This window comes from Collinsella sp. UBA1693 (assembly GCF_002320115.1).
Taxonomy (GTDB): Bacteria; Actinomycetota; Coriobacteriia; order Coriobacteriales; family Coriobacteriaceae; genus Collinsella; species Collinsella tanakaei.
On record NZ_DCJT01000010.1, the window covers coordinates 506,884 to 532,490 of the forward strand.

The window sequence follows — 25,607 nt, forward strand, 5'->3', positions numbered from 1 at the left end:
GGCATCGAATCGTTTGATGTCGCGGGCATAGTTGAAAGGAGCGAATTGGTATGGGGATTCACATTGTAGAGGAGTCCAAGCGCTGCCTTATGTGCAAGCGCGCGATGTGCCAGCTTAAGGGTTGTCCGGTGCAGACGCCCATTCCGCAGGTCATCGAGCTGTTCCGCGAGCGCAAGATCGATGAGGCGGGCGAGGTGCTGTTTGCCAACAACCCCATGAGCGCGGTCTGCTCGGCCGTGTGCAACCATATGGGCCAGTGCGAGGGCGCGTGCATCCAGGGCAAGAAGGGCACCCCCATTCACTTCTCTAGCATCGAGCACTATATCTCGACAACCTACCTGGAACGCCATGAGTTTGCGCCGGCTCCTAGCTGCGGCAAGCGCGTGGCGGTCATTGGTTCCGGCCCCGCTGGCATCACGGTTGCCATCAAGCTTGCCCAGGCGGGCTGCGCCGTTACCGTGTTTGAGCAGCGTGCAGAGATCGGCGGCGTGCTGGAGTACGGCATTCCAGACTTTCGCCTGCCGCGCACGCTGGTGCAGCGCTACCGCAAGGTGATGTGCGACCTGGGTGTGCGCGTGCGCCCCTCTACCACCATCGGCGGCGCCCTGCGCATCGACGACCTGCTGCGTGACGGCTACGACGCCGTGTTTGTGGGCACGGGCACCTGGCGCGCGCAAACTGGGCATTCCGGGCGAGACCCGCGGTAACGTGTTCTTTGGCATCGACTACCTGGTGGATCCGTCAAGTGTGGCGATTGGGCAGAGCGTCGCGGTCATTGGCGCCGGCAACGTTGCCATGGACGTGGCGCGCACCGCGCTTCGCCAGGGCGCCCGTAACGTCACCATCTACGCGCGCTCCAAGCACGTCTCCGCCAGTTCGGATGAGGTCGAGTTCGCCCAGCTGGACGGTGCGGAGCTGGTGTACGGCAAGGCGATCCAAGAGATTGACGGCAACGGCCCGGTGTTCCGAACCGCCATCTTCGATGAGGGGGACGCCGTTGTTGGCTATGAGGATGAGCTCGACCACGTAAGCTGCGATACCGTGGTGATCGCCGCCTCCCAGCAGGCAAAGGACAAGCTGGTCCTCACCACCGACGCCCTGGTCGCCAATGATCGTGGTCTGCTTGAGGTGGACGAGAACGGCATGACCATGATGCCCGGCGTCTTCGCGGCGGGCGATGTGGTGAGCGGCCCCTCGACGGTGGTTCATGCTGTGGCCGGCGCTAACCGCGCCGTCGCCGGCATTATGTCCTACCTGGGAATCTAGCGTGCAACCTTATTTGCAGATAGGAGCCTGAGTTGGGAGCGGAATAAAACGCCCCGCCCTGTAGCGACGCAATTTCAGAGATAACGGCTCCGGCCTCCATTTAATTGGTGGTCGGGGCCGACTGCTTAGGGGGAGCATCAATGTTGGGGGCGCCGCAACCACAGGTAACTCAGTGGAAACATAGCTATGCAAATATAAAAAGCTATATGTTGGGATTTAAGCGTGAAAGGGCTTCCCATGGACCTGCAGCAGAACATCGACTTCGTGCTCCGCACAGTCGAGGAACGCGATATTCGCTTCGTTCGCCTTTGGTTTACCGATGTTCTCGGTAGGCTTAAGAGCTTCGCAATCGCGCCAGAGGACCTCGAGGTCGCATTCGAAGAGGGCATCGGTTTCGACGGCTCGGCCATCGAGGGCTTTACCACGCCCGACGAGTCCGATATGCTCGCGTTCCCCGATCCCTCCACGTTCCAGGTCCTGCCCTGGCGCCCCAGCCATGACGGGGTCGCCTGCATCTTCTGCGACGTGTGCACGCCGGACCGCAAGCCTTTTGCCGGCGATCCGCGCGAGTGTCTGCGCCGTATGTTCAAGAAGGCCGAGAAAGACGGCTACATCATGAACGTGGGCACCGAGCTCGAGTTCTACTACTTCCCGGACGAGTCCACGCCCGAGCCTTTGGACGATGTTCGCTACTTCGACCTCACTCCGTCCGATTCCGCGCGCGACCTGCGTCGCTCCACCGTTCTCATGCTCGAGAAGATGAGCGTGCCGGTGGAGTACACCTTCCATTCTTCCGGTCGTTCGCAGCACGGTATCTCGCTTCGCCATGCAGAGGCGCTTTCCATGTCCGATGCCATCATGACCGCCAAGCACGTTATTCGCCTGGAAGCCTTCGAGGCGGGCATCCATGCCTCCTTCATGCCCAAGCCCATCGCCAAGGAGCCTTCCAGCGCCATGTTCCTGCACCAGTCGCTGTTCGATAAGAGCGGCAACAACGTGTTTTGGGGCGAGGACGACCCCGAGTATCACCTGTCGCCCATCGCCAAGAGCTACATGGCCGGTATCTTGGCCCACGCCAACGAGATCTCCGCGATCACCAACCCCACGGTGAACTCTTACAAGCGCCTGGTCACCGGTGGCGGCTCTGTTCCCACCTGCGCAAGCTGGGGTCTGCGCAACCGCTCCGCGATGATCCGTATCCCCATCTATAAGCCGGGCAAGCACCAGTCAAGCCGTATCGAGCTGCGTACGCCCGACCCTATGGCCAATCCCTATCTCACCAACGCGGTGACGCTGGCGGCGGGCCTCGACGGCATCAAGCGCGGACTCACCCTGCCGGAGGAGGCGACCAGCGCGCTCACCAGCCTGAGCGACACCGAGCTGCGCCGCCATGGCATCCAGCCGCTGCCCCGCAGCCTTGCCGAGGCACTCGACTACTTCGAGAACTCCGACTTCATGCGCGAGACGCTTGGCGAGCACATCCACGGGTTCTTCCTTAAGAAGAAGCGCGGCGAATGGGAGAAGTACTCGTCCACCATCACCGAGTGGGAGATCAAGCACTACCTGGCTAACTCGTAGCCGCTTCTTCATAGAAGAAAGAAAGCGCCATGGGCCGCGTCGCTTCGATGCGGTGCGGCCCCTTTTATTCGAAACGGCGACCTGTCCGTGCCACGAGTGAAAGTTTTTTACATAAAAATAAAATTGACTGCTGATAGCGCATATATCTACCAGCGGTTCTTGTTATCATGTCACTAAAAAGGGAGGTGCGAATGTCCGAGAAGAACGTACTCTTTATGGCGCGTACTACGCGTTTCCATGACTTTGCCCGGACCCTGACCTCTACCATGGGTGTAGAGGTGTACGCGGCAACGCCGGATTCGCCCAACGCCACCCATGATTTCGATCTGTTGATCCTCGATGTGGACGGCCTGCGCAACGATCGCCTGGACCAAATCGCCAAGTGGTTGGACGGGCGCGGCAGCATTCCCATGCTGCTGATCGCGGACGAGGATGCGCTGGCGAGCCTGCGCATTCCCTCCCACGCACGCGTCGACTTCATCTGCTCTGGCGCTACGGAGCTTGAGCTCGAGATCCGCGCCCGCCGCCTTATGGGCGAGGAGGACCCGTTTGCGGGCGATGATATCCTCACCGTTGACGGCATGACCATCAACCTTGCTACGTATCAGGTGTATCTGGACGATGAGCCGGTCGACCTCACGCTGATGGAGTACTCATTGCTTTCTTTCTTGGCTACGCACCCCAACCGTGCTTATAGCCGCGAGGTGCTGCTGCATCGCGTATGGGGTTTTGAGTATTGCGGCGGTACGCGCACGGTTGACGTGCACATTCGTCGCATTCGCTCCAAGATCGGCCCGCAGATCGCCGCGCATATCACCACGGTTCGCGGCGTGGGCTACCTGTTCAAAGAGTAGCGTTTTGACGGGTGCCGACCTGTTGCTCCCGTGCTCTGCATAGCGCCGTGTCGAGGAGGGTCTTTTTGGCCCTCCTTTTCTTTTCCCTTGTCCACTTTTCTTAATGGTGGACAACCATTTACTTAAGGGATTACTTAAGCCTGCTTGCGAAACGTTTAATGTGCTCCGTTCTGCCACGCATGGGGAACTGCATTGGGGTAAAACACTTCTTGACCCAAAGGTTTGAAGATAGGAAGCAACCATGAGTGATGACAAGATCCCACAGCGCCCCGAAGGCGTTAGCGACTCCTTTTTCCACGGCTCCGCCCCGCGTGTCGAGGTTGAGCCCACGCCTGCCCAGCCAACCACCCATATGGCCTCTCCGCAGCAGGACCCCACTATGCCTGGCGCGGTCCCTCCGACGACCGAGACCGTAAAGCACACCGTGGTGAAGACCAAGACCAAGAAGGCTCCGGTCTTTTTGGCGTCGTTTGGCGGCTTGGTTGTGGGCGCGGTGCTGGTGATCGCGCTCGTCATGTCCGGCGCTTTTAAGATCACCGACTCGGATGTTCAGGCGACGGGCAACACTTCTAAGCAAAACATCGAGATCGACGCGGAGGACACCACGCTGGCGGAGGTTGTCGCCGCCAAAGCGCAGCCCTCTGTGGTCTCCATCAGCACCACTACCAGCGAAGGCTCCGGTGTGGGTTCGGGCGTGGTGCTGGATACGGATGGCAACGTCCTCACCAACTACCACGTGATCGAGGGTGCGACGGAGCTGGTTGTCTCCATGGGCGGCGAGAGCTACGAGGCGGAGCTGGTGGGCGAGGACTCTTCGAGCGACCTGGCCGTTATCCGTCTTAAGGACGTCGACTCCAGCAAGTTGACCCCTATCGAGATCGGCGACTCCGATGACCTGTCCGTGGGCGAATGGGTTATGGCTATCGGCAGCCCCTTTGGTAACGAGCAGTCCGTTTCCACCGGCATCGTGAGCGCCCTGTACCGCTCCACTGCGCTGCCCTCTACCAGCGGTACCTCCATCTACGCCAACATGATCCAGACGGATGCCGCCATCAATCCCGGCAACTCCGGCGGCGCGCTGGTGAATGATAACGGCGAGCTTATCGGCATCAACTCCATCATCGAGTCCTATTCTGGTTCCAGCTCGGGCGTTGGCTTTGCAATTCCGGTCAACTACGCCATCAACATCGCCAGCCAGATCATCGACGGCAAGACCCCCGTGCATCCGTACCTTGGCGTCAGCCTTACCTCGGTGAATGCGCTGAGTGCTCGCGCCAATAACCTGGGTGCCACCGAGGGCGCTCTGGTGGTTGCGGTAAGCGACGGCGGTCCTGCGGCAGATGCCGGCATTCAGGAGAACGACATCATCACTAAGATCGATGGCGAACAGGTGACCTCTGCAGACGGTTTGATCATTGCCCTGCGCGAACATGAGGTGGGTGACAAGGTGACCCTCACCGTGGTTCGCGACTCCAAGGAGCAGGAGGTTGAGGTCACGCTTGGTTCCGATGAGGCCCTGCAGACCGACCAGCAGGACAACTCGCAGGGCGACGCCTCCGGCAACTCCATGACCGAGGAGGAATTCCTCCAGTATCTGGAAGAGCTTATGGGCCGCGGTTCTAGCAACGGTATGGGAATGGGTGGCAACCTGGGCTAATCCTCGCCCGCAAACAGTAAGCGCAAGGCTGCGCATCAAGAAAGATGATCGCCAAAGAACTCGCTTGGTACGGCTGTATCGAGCGAGTTCTTTTTCTTTTAAGGCATTATTCTAATTCTCGAATAATGGTACGTGTTTAAATGATGAAGAAAAGCATCTAGAATGGAACGTTGGACATTGCTGTTCTGCAACAGCTCGCTGCGGTGGAACAGAAGAGGAAGAGGAGCGAAAGGGGAGTAATGTTCTCTCTTCATAAGACGCTGGGCGGCGTCCATCCGCCCCAGTGCAAGGACACGCGGGATTGTCCCTGCACGTGGATCGAACCCCCAAGTAAGGTTCGCATCCCGCTGAACATGCACATCGGTGCCCCGTGCACCCCGTGCGTCGAGGTAGGAGACCACGTCTACATCGGTACGCTGATCGGAACGGGCGAGGGTCTCTACGCCCCCATCCATGCGAGCGTTTCCGGTACGGTCACCTCCGTTGCCACCGAGAAGCTTCCCACCGGCGCCACCGCGCCCGTAGTCGAGATCACCTCGGACGGCAAGATGGAAAACGACCCCGCGCTCGAGGTCCCCACCTACACCACCAAGGACGAGTTCATCGCCTGCGTCCGCAATTCCGGAGTGGTTGGTCTGGGCGGCGCCTCGTTCCCCACGTGGTTCAAGATGCAGGCGCCCGCTGGCAAGAAGTTCGAGTTTGTGGTCGTTAACGCCATGGAGTGCGAGCCCTACATCACCAGCGACTACCGTCAGATGATCGAGCACGCCGAGCGCGTGATCGACGGCGTGGTCCGCATCTCGCGCGCGCTCGAGATTCCCGCCGTGGTCATCGGCGTCGAGGACAACAAGCCCGAGGCTGTCGAGTCCCTCAACAAGGCGATTGCCGAGAAGGGTGTTTCCGACCTGGTCGAGGTCCTCATGGTCCCCACCAAGTACCCCGCTGGCGGCGAGAAGGTTCTGATCGAAGCCACGACCGGCCGTGCCGTCCCCGCCGGCGGCCTGCCCATCGATGCTGGTTGCCTGGTGCTCAACGTCACCACGGTTTCCCGCGTCGAGGAGTATTTCCGCTACGGCGTGCCCCTGGTTCGCCGCACCATCACCCTTGCGGGCGATTGCGTCGCCAACCCCGGCAATTACCGCGTGCCCCTGGGCATGAGCGTTCGCGACGTTATCGAGGCCACGGGCGGCCTGGTGAAGGATCCCAAGAAGATCATCATGGGCGGACCTATGATGGGCCGCACCATCACCAACATCGACTGCCCCATCCTGAAGGCGAACAACGCGATCCTATGCCTCGACAAGGAGGCGGAGCTGCCCGAGGAATCCCCGTGCATCCGTTGCGGCCGCTGCGTGCGTGTGTGCCCGCTGGGCCTCATGCCCTACGCGCTCGACGCCGCCAGCCGTCGTCATGATGCGGTGGAGCTGGACGAGCTCGCCGTCATGAACTGCATGGAGTGCGGCTCCTGCGCGTTCACCTGCCCTGCCCACAGGCGTATCACCGCCTCGATCCGCGAGGGCAAGGCAGTCTATCGCGGCGAGGTCGCGCGCCTCACCCAACCTGCGAAGGAGGCGTAACGTATGAATCTCATCTTTGAGGATTCCCCGCATTTCCATGGCAGCGCATCCACGTTCAAGATCATGGGCGCCGTCTGCCTGGCGCTGGTACCCACGCTGATCGCCGCCACCTGGCTCTACGGCCTGGGCGCCCCGTTGCTGGTGCTGGTGTGCATCGCAACCGCCCTGGTGAGCGAGCACCTGTGCTGCGCCATCATGCATCGCGAGTCCACGGCGGGCGATATGTCCTGCGTGGTCACCGCTATGCTGTTCGCCTTCACCCTGCCCGCGACCTGCCCGTTTTGGGTTGCCGTCCTGGGCACCGCGTTCGCGATCGTCGTCGTCAAGATGATGTTCGGCGGCATCGGCAACAACTTTGCCAACCCCGCGGTCGCCGCGCGCATCTTCGTGATGGTCGCGCTGCCCAGCGCCCTGTCCTCCTACCCGGACGTCGCCGGCAAGCCGCTTGACGCCATCACCGGCGCCACTCCGCTGGCGATGGAGTCCAACCCCTACAGCATCATGGACATGCTGCTGGGCAACCATGCCGGCGCTTTGGGCGAGACCTGCATCATCACCCTGCTCGCCGGTTATCTGTTCCTGCTGGCCATCAAGGTGGTCGACGCATGGGCGACCCTGCCCTTCATCGGCACCGTTGCCGTCATCATGGGCCTTGCTGGCGAGGACGTGGTCTTCCAGCTGCTCTCCGGTGGTTTGGCCCTTGGCGCCTTCTTTATGGCGACCGACTACACCACCACCCCGATGACGCCCAAGGGCAAGATCATCTTCGGTATCGGTTGCGGCCTCATCACCTCCTTGGTGCGCTTGTTCGCCGCCGCTCCCGAAGGCGTTGCCTTCTCGATCCTGTTCATGAACATGTTCGTGCCGCTGATCGATCGCTATACCCGTCCCCGTCCGGTGGGAGGTGTGAAGAATGCCCTCGTCTAACTCCTGGCTTTCGCGCCATCGCAACGGCGCCTTCTACACGCTCGCGCTCATTTTGGTCGCCACGCTGGTGTGCGGCGGCGTGACCGCTGCGGTTCACTGGGGCATGACCGATGCCTTCGCCGAGGCCGACGCCAAGCTCGATGAATCCAAGGGCGGCGCCCAGCGCGCGCTGCTGTTCCCGGATGCCACCTTTGAGAAGGTATCCGCCCCCGCCGTCGAGGGTCTTGTCTCTGTGTATAAGACCGATTCCGGCGATTACGTTTTCGATGTCGCCTCCAAGGGCTACCACGGCGACGTCGAGGTTATGGTCGGCATCACGTTTGCCGGCAAGGTCGCCGGTATCCAGGTTGTCGCCGAGGACGAGACCGATGGTATCGGTACCAACGCTCTGACCGAGGACTATTTCGGCACCTTTACCGACCTGGACGCCTCCGGCGTGTTTACGGTCGAGGAGCCCGCCAGCGGCGAGACCAAGGTCGACGGCGTCTCCGGCGCGACCTTTACCGCTAAGGCTATCGTCGCCGACCTCAACATCGCCTTCGAGGCGTATGCGCAGATGGGAGGCAAGTAAGATGGCTTTGAACCAGAACGTTATCCGCGAGCAGGACGAGCGCATCGCCGACTTTGTCCGCACGCCCACCTTTGTGGTCACCGCCGCAGCCCTGCCGGGCCTCTTTGTGGCTACCTCCGTTGTCAACGGTGCCGCCATCGGCATCGCGACCGCCGTCGCCATCCTCGCTATGGCGCTGATCGCTCCTGTGACCCGTCGCTTTACCGGCGCGTTCTCCTATCTGCCCGTGACGCTGCTTGCTGGTGCCATGGTTTCTGTGCTGGTGAGCTTCGCCGTGCGCGTGGTCGAGCCCGCCGTGCACGAGGCCTTGGGCATCTATCTGCCGCTTACCTGCGTAAACGCCATGGCAGTGGCCTTTGTCGCTCGTGAGGGCTTCTCCGCACAGCCGGCTTCCAAGTCTTCGCTTGGCACCGCCGCCTTCGCCGCCGTGTGCGCTTTCGCGACTCTTGTCTTTGTGGGCTTCATCAACGGCATGCTCAGCACGGGCGAGGTCTTTGGCCTTACCATGCCCGAGCTCGCCGCTTCTCCCTTGTCCATCTTCGGTAAGCCCGCCGGCTCGCTGCTGGTCTTGGCCCTGGTTGCCACCTTTGTTCAGTCCATCTGCGACGTGCGCGCCAAGTCCGCAGCTGCTAAGGAGGGTGAGCGCTAATGGAATTCCTCAACGCTCTGTTCACCGCTGCGTTCGATAACAACATCGTCTTCGCGCAGCTGATCGCCATGGTTTCCGTGATTCTGGTCGCCCAGCGCCCGCAGGATGCCATTCGCATGGGCGGTCTTCTGGGTATCTCCGTAGCGGTTGCCGGCGTTATCTGCTGGCCGCTTTACGCGGGTTTCCTGCTGCCTTGGGGCGTGTCCTATCTTGCTCCCCTTGGCTGCGTGCTCGCCAGCACCGGCGCCATCTTTGTGGGCGGCACCATCATGGGCGCGGGCAAGTCTTCCGAGGAGCGTACCCGCATTCTGCGCGCCTGCACCATTTTGGCTTGCAACGCGGCCGTTTTGGCCGTGCCGCTTTCCCAGGGCGGCATGGCGGATGCCATGACCTTCTCGTCCGCCCTCGGCGCTTCCGTCGGTGCGGGCTTTGGTCTGTTCTTGGCCGTCGTCCTGTTCGCCTTTGTCCGTAACGGCATCGACGAGCGCTTGGTTCCCCATGCGCTTCGCGGCCTGCCCATCACGCTGATCACAGCTTCGCTGATGGCGCTTGCCTTCACGGGCGTCGCGGGCATCGCCGGCGGATTGTTTGTGTAAGGGGGGATTGAAGATGACCGATCCTTTCATCATGGTTGGCGTCCCGCCCATCCTGCTCGCCATCATCGGCGGCGGCGCGGCTCTCGCCCTGTGCATCTGCGCGGGCGTGAACAACTTCGCTGATCGCCGCGAGGCGCGCGCCGAGGCGGAGGCCGAAGAGGCCGCTGGTGCTGCTGCGGAGGCCGATTCCGAGACCGCGGCAGAAGGCGCATAGAGAAGCAATACTTTTCGTGCTCCTCGCATATCGCATGTAGAAAACGTCTCCGGAGAGATCCGGGGACGTTTTTTAGTGGCGGCTTTGTTCAAAGGGAGGCGTCGAGCAGCGTGATATGCAAGTCGGCCAGATGAGATACGGGGTGCAAAACACCTTTGACATACGTGATGCGCGATTCCGCTCGTGCGCGGGGGATAATCGTCCTGACGTTGCCCGTGCCGAGTACGGGGAGGCGCTCATGGACGTTGCAAAGAGGATTGGCGTTCGGATTCGTGCATGCCGCGAGCGAGCGGGTATGACGCAAGGCGAGTTGGCTGCCGCCGCGTTTGTCACGCGCCAGTCGGTGGGCAACTGGGAGCGCGGGGCAACCTTGCCGGATATTCAGAGCCTGCAGCTTCTGGCGGGCGTCTTTGGCGTGACGGTGGATGAGCTGCTTGGTGGCGACGCCGACGAGTTGGCGCGCGAGGCGGCGAACGACAGGCGCGTGTTGATGCGCTCGTTCATCATGGAGTGGGTCAACATTCTGGTTATCATCTGCGTTGGACTTGCGCGCTCCGCGCTGCGGGAACTTGGGATGAGTTGGTCAGCGTATCAAGGCTACAGCATGGTGCTTGGCGTTATTCAGTGGACGGTCATGCTGTATATGCTATTCGCCGTGGCGGGGCGAGATAGGGTGAGGCGAGCGCGGGATTTAGTGAACGCGACCGATATCGTTGCGTTTTTGGAGGGCCGTGCGTCCGCGGACGAGCTGCCGCGCGATTGGTTCTACCGCTGGGTGCTCACCAAGGTGAATTGGTGGCGCTGGGGGATCGTCGCGGTTTTGCTGGTCTGCTTTGTGGCGATGGGGATGGGGATGGGCGCGACACGCTCTATTGCGTGAGTTTACTCGATCCCTAGAAGGTCCATTCCTTTCTCGGTCAGTTTATAGCGGGGCGGGCGCGGCGAAGTCCTCGATAGGATGCCGATGGTTTCAAGGCTTTGAATTGCGCGACGCGCGGTCGGCTTGGAGATGCTCAGGTCGCGCGCAAGCGTATCCAGGCTAGTTTCTTGGAGCACGTTATAGAGATGCATTTGGGCTGCATAGAATAGGACCTGACATCCTCTTCTGCCGTATTCGGATTCTAAGGTGCCGATTCTGCCTGCAAGGACGTCGAGCATGTCTTGCTTTGCTGAAAGGTCCAATATAAGCGACTCCTGAGCCTGAGTAATGAGTTCAAGCATCATAAGGACAAAGGAGGTCCCTTCAGCGTGATTAAGGGGCCGTTCTACGGTATCGAACGCTTTGTAATACATCGCTTTGTTTTCAGCAATGGTTCTTGAGAGGGACAAGACGGTGGGTTGGGATAGGGGATTGCTAAGGTGTAGCGCGAGAAGGTAGCGACCGGTTCTGCCGTTTCCATCATAAAAAGGGTGTATATAGCCAAAGAGGAAATGGCATAAGATGGCAGAATACAGCTCTGGGATATTGTCGCTTCTTGATAAATCAATCCATTGAAGCATCATTGATTCAATTGCGGATTCCGGCGTGACACCTTTGTGTATAGTCCTTCCGTGCTGATTGATTATTTCAACAGGGCCGGAACGAAACAGAGTGTCTCCTGGTAGGTCTTTTTGAGATATGGCGTCAGCAACTACCGAGTCATAGATGCTGCGAATATCTTCAAGTGAAGCTGGCGGTGTGGCGCCGTCGGTTAGCTGAAGATAAAGCTTGGCAAATTCTATAAAGGGCGCGTGGTCGTCATTTTGATTGTAGGATTCAAGAGCGGCCTCAATTTGCTTGCGCGTGCTGTGAACTCCTTCGATTTGATTGCTGTAGACGACCTCGTCCATGATGAGCGAGCGAATATAGGCTCCAAGCGCGATGGGGGGCAGGGCGCGCCAGAGGGCGGAAACCCTCCGCTCGCGACGCAATACGTGTTCGGTTGCAATGGACAGCTCGCGGGGAACTGCTAGGAATAGCTCGCCGGTGCTTAGCGCAATGCCAGTTTTGAATGTTGAGTCACTATCGAAGCGCTTGCTAAGAAGGGCATCATGGGCGGTGTAGCGATCAGAAGAGCTGTTGGCGTAGAATTCCTTTTCAAGCGTTCTATACGACACGATATCCTCCATAAGCCGAGAAATGATATCTAATCGAATAGATTATAGCTTATAAAAGAAAAAAATGGCCATTTTGATCATTTAATCGAAGAATAGAGCTAATAAAAGTAAATCTGTTCTCAAATGACTTATAAGAGGTGGAATCGTAGGAAGAAAAACGCAAGATTAGAATAGTTGAATCGATAGATGGTGAAAGCGAGTCCCTCTTTTTTGAAGGACCCGCTTTTGAAATGAGTGAGATATGAGCCGATGAGACGGACGGGTGCGCGAAGAGCTCCCGCGGTCCTGTTACGGCATGATGCTGTTGGCGCCGTCGACGATGACACTCTGTCCGGAGAAGTAGCAGGAGTCCGGACCGGCGAGGAAGGCGACGACGGGGGCGATGTCTGCCTCGGGATCGCCAAAACGCTTCATGGGGTTAAGGTTGACCTGCTTAGCGTATTCCTCTGGGAATTTCTCGGCCCAAGCCTTAGCTGCGGGCGATTCGGCGCCGGGCAGCACGATGTTCACGCAAATGCCGTACTGGCCCCACTCCTTGGCGGCAATCTTGGTCAAACCGCGCAGGGCTTCCTTGTTGGAGCCGTAGGCGAGCTGGCCGGCGATGCCGAACATGCCGGTGGCCGAAGCGAAGTTGATGATGCGGCCCTCGTGCTGCTCCTTCATGTAGGGGAAGGCGGCCTGCATATAGTTGAGGGAGCCGATAACGCCGGACTGCCAAGCCTTGAGCATGTTCTCGTACTCGGTGTCCTCGACGGGCTGGGAGGGCACGATTGCCTGCCCGTTGTTGACGATGACGTCGATGGAGCCGAAGGTGTCGACGGCGGTCTTAACAACTTCGAAAACGCGTTCGCGGTCGGCGGAGTCGCAGCTCATGGCCAGGCCGTCGCCGCCCAGCTCCTTGATTTCCGCGATGGTTGCCTCGATAGGCTCGAGACGACGGCCGGTGGCGATGACCTTGACGCCACGCTTAGCCAGGCACAGGGCGATACCCTTGCCGATACCCTGGCCGGCGCCGGTTACGATCGCGACCTTCTCGTTCAACTGCTTCATGATGGATTCCCTCTCTCGAGATGTGTTGCCGCCGAGGCCCCGCGGGTCTGCACGCGCGGGTAACGAATCATGAGTCTACAGGGGGTTTCGATGCGGACCCGTGAGGGACGCTGCCGTGCAAGGCGGGCGGCGGGACGTCTTTCGACCATCGGTTTGTCAAGTGATGGAAAATAAGGTGCATGATTGGGGCATTGCTTTGTTTCCAGGCCGGTATGCCGCGCAGTTCTTGAGGATAATTGCATCCATTTTGGAAAAGGCTTTGTATACAAAATCAGTAACATATCGTTTTGTTTGATACTTGTTCCGCGCGCGAGGCGGCTACTCGAAGAGATTCGAAAACGATGCAATTATCCTTGAGATCTGCGCGCGGGACCTTTCGGCTATGATGGCATCAGTCAGCGGTACCGTTGCCTCCACTTTAAAAACTACCTGATAAATAAGGGTGTAAAAGCATTTATACAGCTCGATGGCGTTTGTGTGGTTCAAAGAGCGCCGCCGTGCGGTTATAGTGTGTGCATCAAAGAACGTCGGAGACCGGCGGGCTTTCGATGGGATTGCAACGGAAGGTCGATGGGAGGCTGCGATGACAAAGCTCGATCAACATGCGGCGCCGGCGATGACGGAGCTTTCAGAGGGTGGGCCTTGTATCAAAACGAATCCCGTCGAATCCGTGGTGGGCGCCCGCATCCGTTCCCTGCGCGAGGCCGCCGGAATGACCCAGGGCGATCTCGCCTCTCGCGTGTTCGTATCGCGCCAAACGGTGATCAACTGGGAAAAGGGAGTTTCTCAAACAAAAGGATATTAAGTAATAACCCGTGTTTACCTGCTTGCAGAGGAAGGAATATTGTTACTAAGCTAGAGATACCACATAAGTGTGCTGGTATCTCTTTTTCGTTGTTGTGAAATAGCAGATTATTTGATTTCTGCTTGGTTACCCTTAGATTTATCGGGCTATGTTTTGTCAAAGCTTGTTGCGTGAGCAATGCTGAACAGCACCCTTTACAAAGCATGCATATCTGTCTTAGTGGTATCTTATAGCAATATAGCTTATGAAGGTACGCTTAGAGAACTATCAGAATGTATAATGAATGAAGGGTTCTGTTGTATTGCTGGTGTTACGGCTATTGCGTAACATTGTTACTAGAAAAAGAATTAATTTTCCAAAGAAAGAACGATACTGACAGGAGATTTAATCTTTTAACCTTATCTGACAAAGGTAAAAAAATAGTGGAAGAAAGTCATAGGCTTTTTTATTCATGGGATACGCAAGTGTTATCTGATATAGATGATAACAGCCGTATGGAACTGATGAATTTGATGAAAACGTTAATTGACAAATTGACTGTAAAAAATGGAGGAAAGAAAAATGAACAAATTGAACGATTTTATGGACATATTGACAGGACACTTCAATAATTCTGCACAGTTTGAAAAAATGAAACAGAACGATTTAAATTTTCCTTATGCTGAACATGTTAATACGATTTGTAATGATAAAATCACAAATTTACCAAATGATTTTCAAGGGATTTTTATGGTGGAAGAAAGCTATTATACAGCGAATGGAAATACCCATGCCACACCTCACTTGTTTTTATTTACAGAAGAAGAAAATGGAATTAAATTGACTTCTTACGAATTGCCTGCGGGATATGACAAAAATACCTTTACCTATAAGGCTCTCAAACCAGTAGACTATCGTGAGTTGAAACTGTCCGAAAAGTTTACTCCGGCATTATATGTTGAAAAAGACGGCGTGTGGGAAGGTGGAAGTACAAGTATGTTTTCCCCTGTGCTGAAATTTACTTTATTTGAACGTTTTTCAAAAGAATATTTAGAGGTTAGTGAGAGTATGGAAGTCAACGGAAAGAAAACTTTTGGGTATGATGAACCGATTTTTTATAAAAGAGTCATTTAGATAACTAGTAATAAGAACAGTAGATGTGAGTTTCTGCCCTGCTTAGAAACATCTTGTAAGGGTGCAAAGTAATAACCACCGAAATGATCCGCCAGCGGTGGCGGTCGAAGACATAGAGCCACGCCAGCTTGCTGGCGAGAGGGCGGTTCACTTTGGCGGTTGGGCGAGCGTTAGCGAGCTTTCTAAGCCCCCGTTATCTAACAAGGGGGGCATAAAAAACAAGAAACAATAGACGTTAGCAAGCGGAAAACGCTGTAAGTACAGGGCAAAACCGCATTTTAAACGGCGTGATATAAATTATGCAATTATCACTTTGAAAAACTAAACAGCATAGGAAAGACAGTTGATTTCAGATAAGAAATTGATTGTCTTTTTCTTTTGCAGAAATGAAATGCAGGCAATTATCAGTACATGGTAGTTGCCTTTTTGATTGGAGGAATTGAAGAATGAATGATAAAAAATTTATTGAAGAATTAAAGCTTAAGCGTGAGGAATACGGAGTATCGCAAAAAAGACTTGCCGTTGCCTGCGGTATCAGTCGAGAACATTATAACCGCATTGAAACGGGAAAACTTTCATTTGACAGAAGAACTGAAAGCGGAAATTCAAAAGCAGTTGGAACGATTAAATCCATTAGAGCCTATGTTCATACTGGTTGACTATTTCCGTGTCCGTTTCCCTACCACAGACCCGTTGACCGTTATTAAGGACATTCTGCATATCAAGCCCAGACACATGCTCCATGAAGAATACGGACGCTATGGCTATGAAGAACAGTATATTTTAGGCGATATTACCGTATTGGTATCTTCCAACCCGTTATTGGGTGTCCTGCTGGAACTGAAAGGCAAAGGGTGCAGACAGATTGAGGGCTATCTTCTGGCACAGCAAAGAAGCTGGTTTGATTTGATGATGGACTGTCTGACTTCTGACGGCGTGATAAAGCGTCTTGACCTTGCGATAAATGACAGAGTTGGGGTGCTGGATATTCCAAAGCTCATAGAAAAGTATCAGCGTGGAGAATGTATCTCCTACTTTCGCAGACAAAAGCGATATGACGGAACGGACAAGAACAGCGATGATATACCCGAAAGCACAGGAAATACGATGTACATCGGCTCAACACAAAGCGAGCTGTATTTCTGCATTTATGAAAAGGCAAAGGAACAATACGTCAAGAAAGGCATTGCCATTGAAGACAGCGAAATCAAGAACCGTTTTGAAATCCGCATGAAGAATGAAAGAGCCTATAAGGCTGTTGTGGATTTGCTGACTTATTATGACGCAGAGAGGACAGCATTTTCTATCATCAATCATTATATCCGTTTCGTTGACCCAGAAGAAGATAAGCCAAAGAACTGCTGGAAAATCAATCCAGAGTGGGCATATTTTGTAGGAGATAACCGAGAACCCATTCGATTAACCACACAGCCAGAACCGTTCACAATGGAAAGAGCATTGCATTGGCTACAAAGACAGGTAGCACCTACGCTTAAAATGGTGCAGGAACTGGATAAGTTGAACCATACAACCATACTGGACGATATGCTGGCAAGACCTTGCCAGACATCGAGAGCGTAAAGCTTCTTTCCGCAGCCTTTGGTATAACGATTGACGCGTTGCTGGATGAGCGGTCGGAAGAATATTTGCGCCAAACGGAGCGCGACCGTCGTACCATCTTGCTGTCGCTCGCAAGTAGCCTGGTGTATTTATTTGTTGCGCTTGCGGGGATTGTCGTCGACGCATTGTCGTATCGGTTTCTCGACTCGACCACGGCGGGTGCTATCGCTATCGTAGTGGACATCCTGCGCTTTTGCCTCATGGTGCCTTGGTTTGTACTGGGATTTAGGGCGAGCGCGATTAGGAATGAACGTCACATTAGGAACGCAGTTGATACCATGGCTTTTCTAGAGGGATATAAGCCCGGCAGCACGCTGCCGCAGACGTTCTTATGGCGGCGCCTTTTGCCGCATTGGGACGCAATCGTTTTCATTACCTGGGCAATTATTCTAGTTCTCATCTTCGCTCCGCTGTTCGCGATGAAGATGGGCTAGAAGCCGGGCCGCATCGTCCAGAGATGGTTTTGCCTTGGACGCATGCCCGCGTCCAAGCGCCATTATTCGCGCGTGATGGTACCCTGTAAGGGTTGAAAACAGGTACCAAGGAGGCACGCGTGTCAGAGCAGCAGAGCTTGTTCGGTGATTTGGCAATGGACAATGAAACTCGGGCGCAGCAGGCGGCTTCTGGAGCCCCGGCCGCGACCGCGCAGCAAGGCGACCGCGCTAAGGCGGCGGAGCGCGCGGCGGAGCTTCGCCACCTGCTCGACTACCACGCGTATCGTTATTATGCTTTGGACGCCCCGGAGATCACGGACGCGGCGTTCGACAAGCTGCTGGTAGAGCTCCAACAGATCGAGGCCGCATATCCCGATCTGGTGACGTCCTCCTCCTACACGCAGCGCGTGGGCGGTTTTGTGGATGCTGAGCAGTTCACGCCCGTCACGCACATGGCGCGCATGTATTCCATGGATGATGCCATGAACCTGGAAGAGCTGGATGAGTGGCTCGACCGCACGGAGGCCGCGCTGGGTGCCGGCAACGTCGCGTATACCTGCGAACTTAAGATCGACGGCCTGGGCGTGGCCATCACGTATCAAGACGGCGCCTTTGTTCGCGCGGCGACGCGCGGCGACGGCACCACGGGCGAGGACGTTTCGCTGAACGTCCGCACCATCAAGGACGTTCCCATGCACCTCTCCGAGGCCGCGCTGGTGCACATGGCCGCGGATCGCTCCACGCCCATCGAGGTGCGTGGCGAGGTCTATATGCCCAAGGGCAGCTTCATGCGTCTCAACGACGAGGCCGACGCCGAGGGCCGCGACCCCTTCGCCAACCCCCGCAACGCGGCAGCCGGCAGCCTGCGCCAAAAGGACCCCAAGGTCACGGCTAAGCGCGACCTCGCTACGTTCATCTACGCCATCGCGGACACCGCGCCGCTGCACGTGGATTCTCAGCACGAGTTTCTCGACTGGCTGCGTAGCGCCGGCTTTTCCGTCAACCCCAACGTGTCCCGCTGCACCACGCCCGCGGCCGTTCATCAATTCTGCGCGGACGCCCTGGCGCACCGCAGCGACCTGGACTATGACATCGACGGCGTAGTGGTAAAGGTCGACAGCTTCACCCAGCAGGGCGACCTGGGGTTCACCGCCCGCGCGCCGCGCTGGGCCATCGCGTTTAAGTTCCCGCCGGAAGAGAAGACCACCGTGCTGCGCGAGATTCGCATCCAGGTGGGTCGTACCGGCGTGCTTACCCCTGTGGCGGAGTTCGACCCGGTGACCGTCGCCGGCTCGACCATCGCCCGCGCCACGCTGCACAACATCGATGAGATCCGCCGCAAGGACGTCCGTGTGGGCGATACCATCATCGTCCATAAAGCGGGCGACGTGATCCCCGAGGTGGTGGGTCCGGTGCTGGATAAGCGCTGGCCCGATTCGGTTGAGTGGGACATGCCCACCGAGTGCCCCGCTTGCGGAAGCCCCGTGGTGCATGAGGACGGCGAAGTGGCCTACCGCTGTGTGTCGCTGGATTGCCCCGCACAGCTCAAAGAGCGCCTGATCCACTGGGTCAGCCGCGGCTGCATGGACGTTGACGGCGTGGGCGAGGAGCTGGTCGATAAGCTGGTCGAGGCCGGGCTGGTGCATGACGTCGCGGACTTCTACCAGCTTGATGTCGACACCGTCGCCGCGCTGGACACGGGCCGTACCTACGCAACCTCCAACGCCAAGAAGGGCGTGGCTGCGGGCGACCCCATCCCTGTGGGCCCCACTATCGCCGCCAAGGTCATAGACCAGCTGAACCAATCCAAGCAGCAGCCGCTGGGCCGCGTGCTGTTCGCGCTGGGCATCCGCCACGTGGGCAAGTCTGTGGGCGAGGTGCTGGCGCAGCGCTTCCTTACCATCGACGCGCTGGTGCAGGCAAGCGAGGAGGACATCGCCGGCTGCGAGGGCATCGGCCCCAAGATCGCTGCCAGCGTCAAGCAGTTCTTGGCGGTCCCTGAGAACCTGGAGGTCTTGCAGCGCTTGCGCGACGCAGGCCTTTCGCTTGAGGAGGATTTGGGCGCCGCCGCGGCGCGCGTGGCCCAGCAGACCGGCGTGGACGCGGATCTGGCGGCGGAGCACCCGCTCGAGGGCCTTACCTTTGTGCTCACCGGAGCGTTGGAGCTTCGCACGCGCGACGAGGCTGGAGCGGCCCTTAAGGCGCTGGGTGCCAAGGTGACGGGTTCGGTTTCTAAAAAGACCAGTTACCTGGTAGCGGGCCCCAAGGCGGGCTCCAAGCTCACCAAGGCGGAGGGCCTGGGTGTGCCCGTTTTGGACGAGGCTCAGCTGGAGCAGATTCTCACTACCGGCAAGGTGCCGCAGGAGTAGGGAGCAGCGCGTCCGCCTCATTTTCCGCGTCATCTCATCATCATTCACGCAAACTGACTATCTAACGCATCTATCGGGTAGAGTGAGAGATATAGTATCTAACGCGTTAGATGGGGGTGCGGATGAAGATGGTGGAAAGCGAGGGGTGCGAGTTCAAGCGCTCCGTCACCCCTCGTCTTGCAAGGGAAGTCATAGCGTTCTTGAACGGTCGCGGCGGCGTCATATACGTAGGTGTTGAAGATGATGGCATCGTTTCTGGTGTGGACGATCCCGCCGCCGCGATGCTCGACGTTGAAAGCATGGTGCGAGGCGCCATCCAGCCAGATGTCAGGGAATTGATGAGATGCAGCGTTGTGTACGGTACCGGCCTCAGCGAGGAGCGGCATTCGAACGACGAGGCGCGGTGCATTCGCATCGACGTTTCCGCGGGGGTGTCCAAGCCTTACTTCCTGCGGTCAAAGGGGCTGACTCCGCATGGCGTCTACGTTCGCCAGGGAGCATCGTCGATTCCCGCAACCAATACCGCGATTCGCAGAATGGTGCGCGAAGCGGATGGGGAGCGTTTTGAGGACCTGCGTTCGCTTTGCCAAGACCTCACGTTCGAGAAGGCCCAAAGCCTATTCAAAGCGAACGACGTTGCGTGGAGAACGTCGCAAATGCGATCGCTTGGGCTCTTAAGCGATGATGGGGTTTTCACCAATCTCGCGCTACTGCTTTCCGACCAATGCCCACCGTATCTCAAGGCGGCGTGGTTTGACGGTACGGCGGCGGGTCAGTTCTTGTTCAGAAATAGGGACGAGTTCACCGGTTCGATATTCCAGCAGTTGGAAGACGCGTTTAGATTTATCGATGATCGAAATAACCTGGCGTCTAAAATCGAGGGTCTCGAGCGCATCGATATTCGCGACTATCCGGTGGACGCCGTGCGCGAGGCGCTGATCAACGCGGTTGTCCATCGCGAGTATTCCTTTAGCGATGCAACGTTGGTGAAGATGTTCGATGACCAAATGCAAATCGTCAACTTGGGCGGCTTGCCAGACGGCATTGAGCTGCAAGACATCGCGGCAGGAGTCTCAAGGCTCCGAAACCCTAAGCTCGCAGGGGTGTTTTTTAGATTGAAGTTGATCGAGGCATACGGTACGGGCATAGCGAAAATACGGTCTGCATATCGCTACGATGTCAAAAGGCCCCAGATCTTGTTCTCTAAAGGCGTCTTCACTATCGCGCTTCCTAATCGTTCATACAAGAATACGTTGTCGAGCGAGAAAGATGCGGCAAGGTTGGCATTGCGGGGTGAGGGGGAGCCCTTCGAGGTTTCTGGCGAGGGGGCGTCTTCGCTCTGGTTGAGGAGCCGTACCGCCGCCGGCGAGCCAAGTCCGCGTAACGCGTTGCGCGAAGAGGGCAGCAGCAAGCGCGCATTGGCTTCGTTTGACTTGAGCGATATCGAGCGTACCGTTCGCTTCATCGAAGTCGAGGGCGAGGTGACGCGTAAGCAGATAGAAGAGCTTCTTGGCGTAGGTCAGACCACAGCGGGTAAGGTCTTGCGTGGTCTGGCAGAAGACGGCGTTATCGTCCAAGAAGGGCGAGGGCCCTCAACGCGCTACCGTTTGGCAGGGTAGCTAGCTGCGCTCTGCAATCTGTGCCGCCACGGCAAGTTTCGGTATACTTCTTGTGCCTGAATCAAATCACAGGAGGTACCCATGCCCGTCGAGCCCAAGCCGATGCACGACTTGCCCGCCCATCACCTGGTCCCGGACGCCCTTACGCCGGAGCAGATCGAATCCAAGGCGGAGCACGTCGCCATCAGCAAAGCGAACATGCCCCTCATCAAGCTCTTTGTCCTCGCCATGTTCGCGGGCGCGTTCGTAGCGTTGGGTGCGGCGTTCTTCACCGTGGTTATGGGGGACGCGCAGATGGGTTTCGCGGCGCAGCGCGCGCTGGGCGGTCTATGCTTCTGTCTTGGCCTTGAGCTGGTGCTTCTGTGCGGCGCGGAGCTTTTTACGGGCAACGCCCTCATGGTGTTGGGCAAGGCGTCCGGCAAGATTTCCGGACGAGGGCTGGCTCGCAACTGGTCCATTGTCTGGCTGGGCAACTTTGTGGGCGCCCTTATGCTGGCGGCGCTCATCTTTATGTCGAACTTGCAGGGCATGAACGGCGGTGCCGTGGGCGATGCGATGGTGTCGCTTGCCGTTGGCAAGGTCACACCCGCATGGCATACGCTGTTCTTTAAGGGTGTGCTATGCAACCTGCTGGTTTGCCTTGCCGTGTGGATTGGTTTTGGTGCGCGCACCACGGCGGACAAGGTTCTCGGCATCATTCTGCCCGTCTCGGCCTTTGTGGTTATGGGCTTCGAGCACTGCGTCGCCAATATGTTCTTCCTACCCATGGGCCTCGCCGCCAAGGCCGCCGGCTTTGGGGCGGCGGTCGCGGGCGCGGAGTCGCTCACCGCGGGCTCCATGCTCTACAACTTGTCCGCCGCCACGCTGGGCAATATCGCGGGCGGTATCCTCATCGTTGGCGTCGGTTATTGGATCGCCTACGGCCGCGAGGCCCACAAGCACGAGACCGAGGTCGAGAAGCTGGCCGAGTAGCGGTAAAGGTTCCTCAAACAAATCAGCCGTATTGACGGGTTCGCTGTGGCGCTATCTTGCTGTGACGAACCCGTCTTTGTTTGTTGAGATGCAGCCGGGTGCAAAGTGACGAACGACCGCACGCGCGACCATGCTGACCACTCGCCCTCCCAAGTCGCTTTAGCGTGCTAGTGTGATATGTTGACATCATCATTGGGCGCGGACGCCCGCGTGCGCGCGAACGCGAGGGGAGGCGCAGGCAGTATGTTCGGACGCATTTTCAGCACCATCGCCAAGCGCGTCGCATCGTCGCGCCTGCTGCTTGTGCTCATCATCGTCCTACAAGTGCTCTACCTGTTGCCCGCGCTTAAACAAACAACCATGGGCGGCTGGCAAGACTCAATCGCATCGACTGAAATCGAGTCCATTCGCATGTACCGCTCCAGCCAGTCGCTCGACCTAAACGGGTATCCAGAAGACGATGCGGTGGGATCGTGGCACCGCGCGAACGATATCAAGATGGCGCAGGCAGCGGATAAGCTGCTCGACCGCTGGGACGCGGGCGACGCGAACGGCTACTTCGCCGCCGCGGCGGAGTATTACCAGATGAGCGCCAAGGTGCAAGGCTACGCGGGTTCCGTTTACAACCTCGATCGCGCGGCGTTTTACCAGGCTCTGGCAGACTCCGGCGCCACGCAGACCTATGCGGTGTCTAACGATGCGCCGGCGCTCCTGTACGCCGTCATGGGTGGCAAGGGCCTCTTCATGTTTCCCAGCGGCGTCATTCCTATTGTCTACTCATCGCAAGGCGATGGCATCTATAGGTATAACAGCCAGGTCGAGCTGCTCTTTTGGACGGTGCCGCTGCTGGCGGTATGCGCGCTTGGCGCCTCGACCCAAACCAAGCAGCGCCTTATGACGCAGGCTCCGTTGGGAGCGCGCCGCCGCATGCTCTACGGAGCGGCTTCCTCTGCCTTGCTGGGCCTTGCCGTCTTGACTCTTATCTGCGCACCGACGTTGATCTTGCAGGCGGTTCGCGCGGGTGTGGGCGATGCGTCCTATCCTGTGGTGGTGGGGTCCGGCGCTTCGCTGGTGGTCTCCACGGTGGGGGAGGCGCTGCTTAAGTCCGCCGTGCTCTACGTGTTGATCGCGTTCACGTTCTCGCTGCTGGCGCACCTCAGCGCGTCGGTGTTCGATTCCGTGGCGCCGGCTGTGGTCGCGTCCCTGTGCATGATGGCGCTGCCTTTGGCACCGGGTTACTACGGTGAGTTCTCGTCCTATCGCGAAGTCGCGCCCTGGCTGCCCTCCACGTATCTGTGGGTGGAATACGCCGCGGGCTCCATCGATTCGGCGATGATGCCCGGCGCGCGGCCCTTGCTGGGCGTCTCCTTTGTTCGCGGTTGCGTGTCGCTGGGTTCCGCGACGTTCGCGCTTTCCGCTTTGCTCGCGCTGTTGGCTCCGGCGGGCGCGCTGGTGAGTTGGTCCTCGCGCCTGCGCCGCGCCGCTCCTCACCGTACGGGTTCGTGTGATGCGGCGATGGACAAAGGTGCTGCGAGCCCCGACATGGCGGCGCCCCCATCTCATTCCTCATCGTCCTCTTCCCGCCCTGCGCTCCCAACATTCTCGTCCCTTTCCGTCTTCGCATCCTACACTGCCGCGTTGGCGCGCATGCTGCTCAGCGGCCCGGCGCTCTACGCGCTCGCTCTTATCATGGCGGCGGCGCTGGTGGTCCCCGCGGTGTTCTCGGTCGATACGAACGTGCGCGACTTCTCGGTCGAGTCCTACAAGAACATGCAGCTTCGCCAGCTCTACGCGCAGCTTGAGTCCGGCGCATATGCGCATGATTCGGACGAATACCTATTGCTGCAGCGTCAGGCGGATGCATTGAGTGGCTACGTGTATAGCGAGACCTCCGCCAAGGGGTACGCGAGTTTGGCGGAGTATGAGCGCCTGCGGCTTGAGGCGGCGGACCTGCCAGCTCTCGCCCAAAACGACCCCGTGGGCGACCCCTTGCGTGTGGAGGCGAAGATCGCCATGCTTGAAGGCTTGGCGGCGTCGGACCAGCTTGAGCTTTACAACATGAGCACCCGTATGCCGGGATCCTTCTACCTATCCTTTGTGTTTGGCGTGGCACCCTTCGCGTTTTGGCTGGCGCCCGCATGCGTGACGGCGCTGTTGATTGCGCGGTATCGCTGTCGCGGATCGCTTATCCAGCAGGCACCCGTTTCCTTTACGGTCGAGCTGGGAGCGGGTTGCGTAGTGGCGTCCGCCATCGCGCTTGTTATGCTGGCACTGGTTGTTATTCCAGGGACCGCGTACGCCACCATGCGCAACGGCGTGGGCGAGATGGGCTATCCCGTGGTGTTCATCCAAAGCGGCGGCGTGGTGGCTACCACCGTAGCGAGCGCCCTTATGTCCGGCGCCGGCGTGCAGGCGCTTGCCAGCGCGTTTGTGGTGGTGTTCCTGGCCTGCATAGAGCGCGCGACCAGGAGTTTCCGTAGCGTGTGCGTTGCTGCTGCGGCTACGTTGGCATTGGCAGCGCTCGCCGTCAACGCGTCTGCGCTGGCGCCTGCGGATAGCATCGCCTCGGTGGCCCTGGGGTGGCTACCGCTTACGTATCTGGATGTGGCGCGCGTGGTTGGCGCCGCAGGTTACGGCTTTATCTCCGGCTGCGGCGTCTCCGCCTGTGCGGCCTGCATCGTGCTGGCGGTCTTCTTGCCGGTCATGGCCGCAGCGACGTACATGGTTGTCCGTGTGCAACGCGCCCGGTCCCTGCGCGTGCGCGATGCCTCTTGCGTGATCAGAATCTGATATTCGTCCAACTTGGCGGCAGCGCTGGCTGCGAAGCGGTGCCCAAGACGTTATTGGATCTCAATCACGGGAGCGCTCATGCTTTCTGTTGCAAATCTTACCCTGTCCTACGGTGGACGCGTGCTGCTGCAGAACGTGTCCTTCGACCTTGAACCAGGTTGCATCATGGGCCTGGTGGCGCCCAACGGCTACGGCAAGACCACGTTGCTCAAGGCTATGGCCAACATCAAGGCCGCTCGCGTTACGGGCGCAATCGCGGTGGACGATCTTCCTGCCAACCAGGTTGCGCGTCGCCGTGCGCGCGTGTTCTACGCCCCGGGCGAGGGCACCTTACTTTACCCGGGCATGACCGTGGGCGACCACCTGGACATGACGCACAAGCTGTGGCGCTCCCAGCGCTCCATCGACGACGTCGCCCGCGCCTGCAAGGTAGACGGCTTTCTCAACAAGCGGGTTCGCGCGTGTTCGCAGGGCATGCGCCAGCAGCTCACGCTGGCCATCGCCTATATGACGGGCGCGCGCTACCTGCTGCTGGACGAACCCATGAACGCGCTGGACCCCACTAACGTGCAGCTCAATTCCGCTATCATGCGTTCGCTGGCCCAGCGGGGGACGGGGATTATCATGTCGTCCCACATCCTTGATAACGTGGACCAGCTCAGCGATAAGATTCTTTTTGTAAAGGACAAGGGGCTGGTGTTGTTCGACCCGTCAGCGCCCGCCGTGCCGGCTTCGATCGCGGCGTCGCCCGCGCACGCCACACCGCGCGCCGGGGCTCACTTTGCCTCCGGCCCCGCCTTCGCCTCCAAGGCGATCGATATCTATAACGAGCTCTACCTGTAGCATAAG

Annotated in this window: 22 protein-coding genes and 1 pseudogene; 21 read left to right on the plus strand and 2 right to left on the minus strand. The window is 58.2% G+C overall.

What is annotated here, in order from left to right; genetic code table 11:
- Positions 1 to 50 precede the first annotated feature (50 nt).
- The 12 genes from B3H65_RS06690 to B3H65_RS06745 all read left to right on the plus strand — a co-directional run bounded on the left by B3H65_RS06690 (position 51) and on the right by B3H65_RS06745 (position 10,769).
- On the plus strand, positions 51 to 707 hold the full coding sequence (locus tag B3H65_RS06690) for an NAD(P)-binding protein (RefSeq protein ID WP_286684626.1): 657 nt from the start codon (positions 51 to 53) through the stop codon (positions 705 to 707).
- A gap of 1 nt (position 708) precedes the next feature.
- On the plus strand, positions 709 to 1,266 hold the full coding sequence (locus B3H65_RS06695) for an FAD-dependent oxidoreductase (RefSeq protein WP_286684627.1): 558 nt from the start codon (positions 709 to 711) through the stop codon (positions 1,264 to 1,266).
- Positions 1,267 to 1,503: 237 nt separating this feature from the next.
- The gene (locus tag B3H65_RS06700; RefSeq protein ID WP_117679438.1) at positions 1,504 to 2,844 is read left to right on the plus strand and encodes a glutamine synthetase family protein; all 1,341 of its coding nucleotides are present in this window, start codon (positions 1,504 to 1,506) and stop codon (positions 2,842 to 2,844) included.
- A gap of 191 nt (positions 2,845 to 3,035) precedes the next feature.
- The gene (locus B3H65_RS06705; protein WP_270479890.1) at positions 3,036 to 3,698 is read left to right on the plus strand and encodes a response regulator transcription factor; all 663 of its coding nucleotides are present in this window, start codon (positions 3,036 to 3,038) and stop codon (positions 3,696 to 3,698) included.
- A 241-nt stretch (positions 3,699 to 3,939) separates the two neighbouring features.
- The gene (locus tag B3H65_RS06710) at positions 3,940 to 5,355 is read left to right on the plus strand and encodes a S1C family serine protease (protein WP_286684628.1); all 1,416 of its coding nucleotides are present in this window, start codon (positions 3,940 to 3,942) and stop codon (positions 5,353 to 5,355) included.
- 239 nt (positions 5,356 to 5,594) lie between these two features.
- On the plus strand, positions 5,595 to 6,932 hold the full coding sequence (rsxC, locus tag B3H65_RS06715) for an electron transport complex subunit RsxC (RefSeq protein WP_117679436.1): 1,338 nt from the start codon (positions 5,595 to 5,597) through the stop codon (positions 6,930 to 6,932).
- 3 nt (positions 6,933 to 6,935) lie between these two features.
- Positions 6,936 to 7,859, plus strand: coding sequence for an RnfABCDGE type electron transport complex subunit D (locus B3H65_RS06720; protein ID WP_286684629.1), 924 nt, complete (start codon positions 6,936 to 6,938; stop codon positions 7,857 to 7,859).
- Positions 7,846 to 8,430 (plus strand): FMN-binding protein, encoded by a 585-nt coding sequence (locus tag B3H65_RS06725; RefSeq protein ID WP_286684630.1) that lies wholly within the window; start codon positions 7,846 to 7,848, stop codon positions 8,428 to 8,430. The genes B3H65_RS06720 and B3H65_RS06725 overlap by 14 nt, the downstream gene beginning before the upstream one ends.
- A gap of 1 nt (position 8,431) precedes the next feature.
- Positions 8,432 to 9,079 carry an Rnf-Nqr domain containing protein gene (locus B3H65_RS06730; protein ID WP_270479887.1) on the plus strand — a complete coding sequence of 216 codons (648 nt, stop codon included), beginning with the start codon at positions 8,432 to 8,434 and terminating at the stop codon, positions 9,077 to 9,079.
- Positions 9,079 to 9,675, plus strand: a complete 597-nt coding sequence (locus B3H65_RS06735) for an Rnf-Nqr domain containing protein (RefSeq protein ID WP_286684631.1) — start codon at positions 9,079 to 9,081, stop codon at positions 9,673 to 9,675. The genes B3H65_RS06730 and B3H65_RS06735 overlap by 1 nt, the downstream gene beginning before the upstream one ends.
- Positions 9,676 to 9,688: 13 nt before the next feature.
- Positions 9,689 to 9,889, plus strand: coding sequence for a hypothetical protein (locus B3H65_RS06740; RefSeq protein WP_117679431.1), 201 nt, complete (start codon positions 9,689 to 9,691; stop codon positions 9,887 to 9,889).
- A gap of 238 nt (positions 9,890 to 10,127) precedes the next feature.
- Positions 10,128 to 10,769 (plus strand): helix-turn-helix domain-containing protein, encoded by a 642-nt coding sequence (locus B3H65_RS06745; protein WP_286684632.1) that lies wholly within the window; start codon positions 10,128 to 10,130, stop codon positions 10,767 to 10,769.
- 2 nt (positions 10,770 to 10,771) lie between these two features.
- Here the strand turns inward: B3H65_RS06745 and B3H65_RS06750 are convergent, their stop codons facing one another.
- Positions 10,772 to 11,986 carry a Fic family protein gene (locus B3H65_RS06750; protein WP_286684633.1) on the minus strand — a complete coding sequence of 405 codons (1,215 nt, stop codon included), beginning with the start codon at positions 11,984 to 11,986 and terminating at the stop codon, positions 10,772 to 10,774.
- Between the two features lie 288 nt (positions 11,987 to 12,274).
- The gene (locus B3H65_RS06755) at positions 12,275 to 13,036 is read right to left on the minus strand and encodes an SDR family NAD(P)-dependent oxidoreductase (RefSeq protein WP_286684634.1); all 762 of its coding nucleotides are present in this window, start codon (positions 13,034 to 13,036) and stop codon (positions 12,275 to 12,277) included.
- A 583-nt stretch (positions 13,037 to 13,619) separates the two neighbouring features.
- Here B3H65_RS06755 and B3H65_RS06760 point away from each other — a divergent pair.
- From B3H65_RS06760 to B3H65_RS06800, 9 genes and pseudogenes are all read left to right on the plus strand, one after another.
- Entirely contained in the window at positions 13,620 to 13,841 is a 222-nt protein-coding gene (locus B3H65_RS06760; protein ID WP_286684635.1) for a helix-turn-helix transcriptional regulator, read from the plus strand.
- Between the two features lie 561 nt (positions 13,842 to 14,402).
- A complete protein-coding gene (locus B3H65_RS06765; RefSeq protein ID WP_286684636.1) occupies positions 14,403 to 14,954 on the plus strand; it encodes a hypothetical protein in 552 nt (183 codons plus the stop codon).
- Positions 14,955 to 15,400: 446 nt separating this feature from the next.
- Positions 15,401 to 16,505: pseudogene (locus B3H65_RS06770) on the plus strand (replication initiation factor domain-containing protein); the annotation flags it as partial.
- 8 nt (positions 16,506 to 16,513) lie between these two features.
- Positions 16,514 to 17,008 carry an XRE family transcriptional regulator gene (locus B3H65_RS06775; RefSeq protein ID WP_286684637.1) on the plus strand — a complete coding sequence of 165 codons (495 nt, stop codon included), beginning with the start codon at positions 16,514 to 16,516 and terminating at the stop codon, positions 17,006 to 17,008.
- Between the two features lie 155 nt (positions 17,009 to 17,163).
- Positions 17,164 to 19,377 carry an NAD-dependent DNA ligase LigA gene (gene ligA / locus B3H65_RS06780; protein WP_286684754.1) on the plus strand — a complete coding sequence of 738 codons (2,214 nt, stop codon included), beginning with the start codon at positions 17,164 to 17,166 and terminating at the stop codon, positions 19,375 to 19,377.
- 122 nt (positions 19,378 to 19,499) lie between these two features.
- A complete protein-coding gene (locus tag B3H65_RS06785) occupies positions 19,500 to 20,996 on the plus strand; it encodes an ATP-binding protein (RefSeq protein ID WP_286684638.1) in 1,497 nt (498 codons plus the stop codon).
- 81 nt (positions 20,997 to 21,077) lie between these two features.
- Positions 21,078 to 21,968: a formate/nitrite transporter family protein gene (locus tag B3H65_RS06790; protein ID WP_286684639.1), complete on the plus strand. Its 891-nt coding sequence runs from the start codon at positions 21,078 to 21,080 to the stop codon at positions 21,966 to 21,968.
- 243 nt (positions 21,969 to 22,211) lie between these two features.
- Positions 22,212 to 24,758, plus strand: a complete 2,547-nt coding sequence (locus B3H65_RS06795) for a hypothetical protein (protein WP_286684640.1) — start codon at positions 22,212 to 22,214, stop codon at positions 24,756 to 24,758.
- A 78-nt stretch (positions 24,759 to 24,836) separates the two neighbouring features.
- Positions 24,837 to 25,601, plus strand: coding sequence for an ATP-binding cassette domain-containing protein (locus tag B3H65_RS06800; protein ID WP_286684641.1), 765 nt, complete (start codon positions 24,837 to 24,839; stop codon positions 25,599 to 25,601).
- Positions 25,602 to 25,607: the final 6 nt, after the last annotated feature.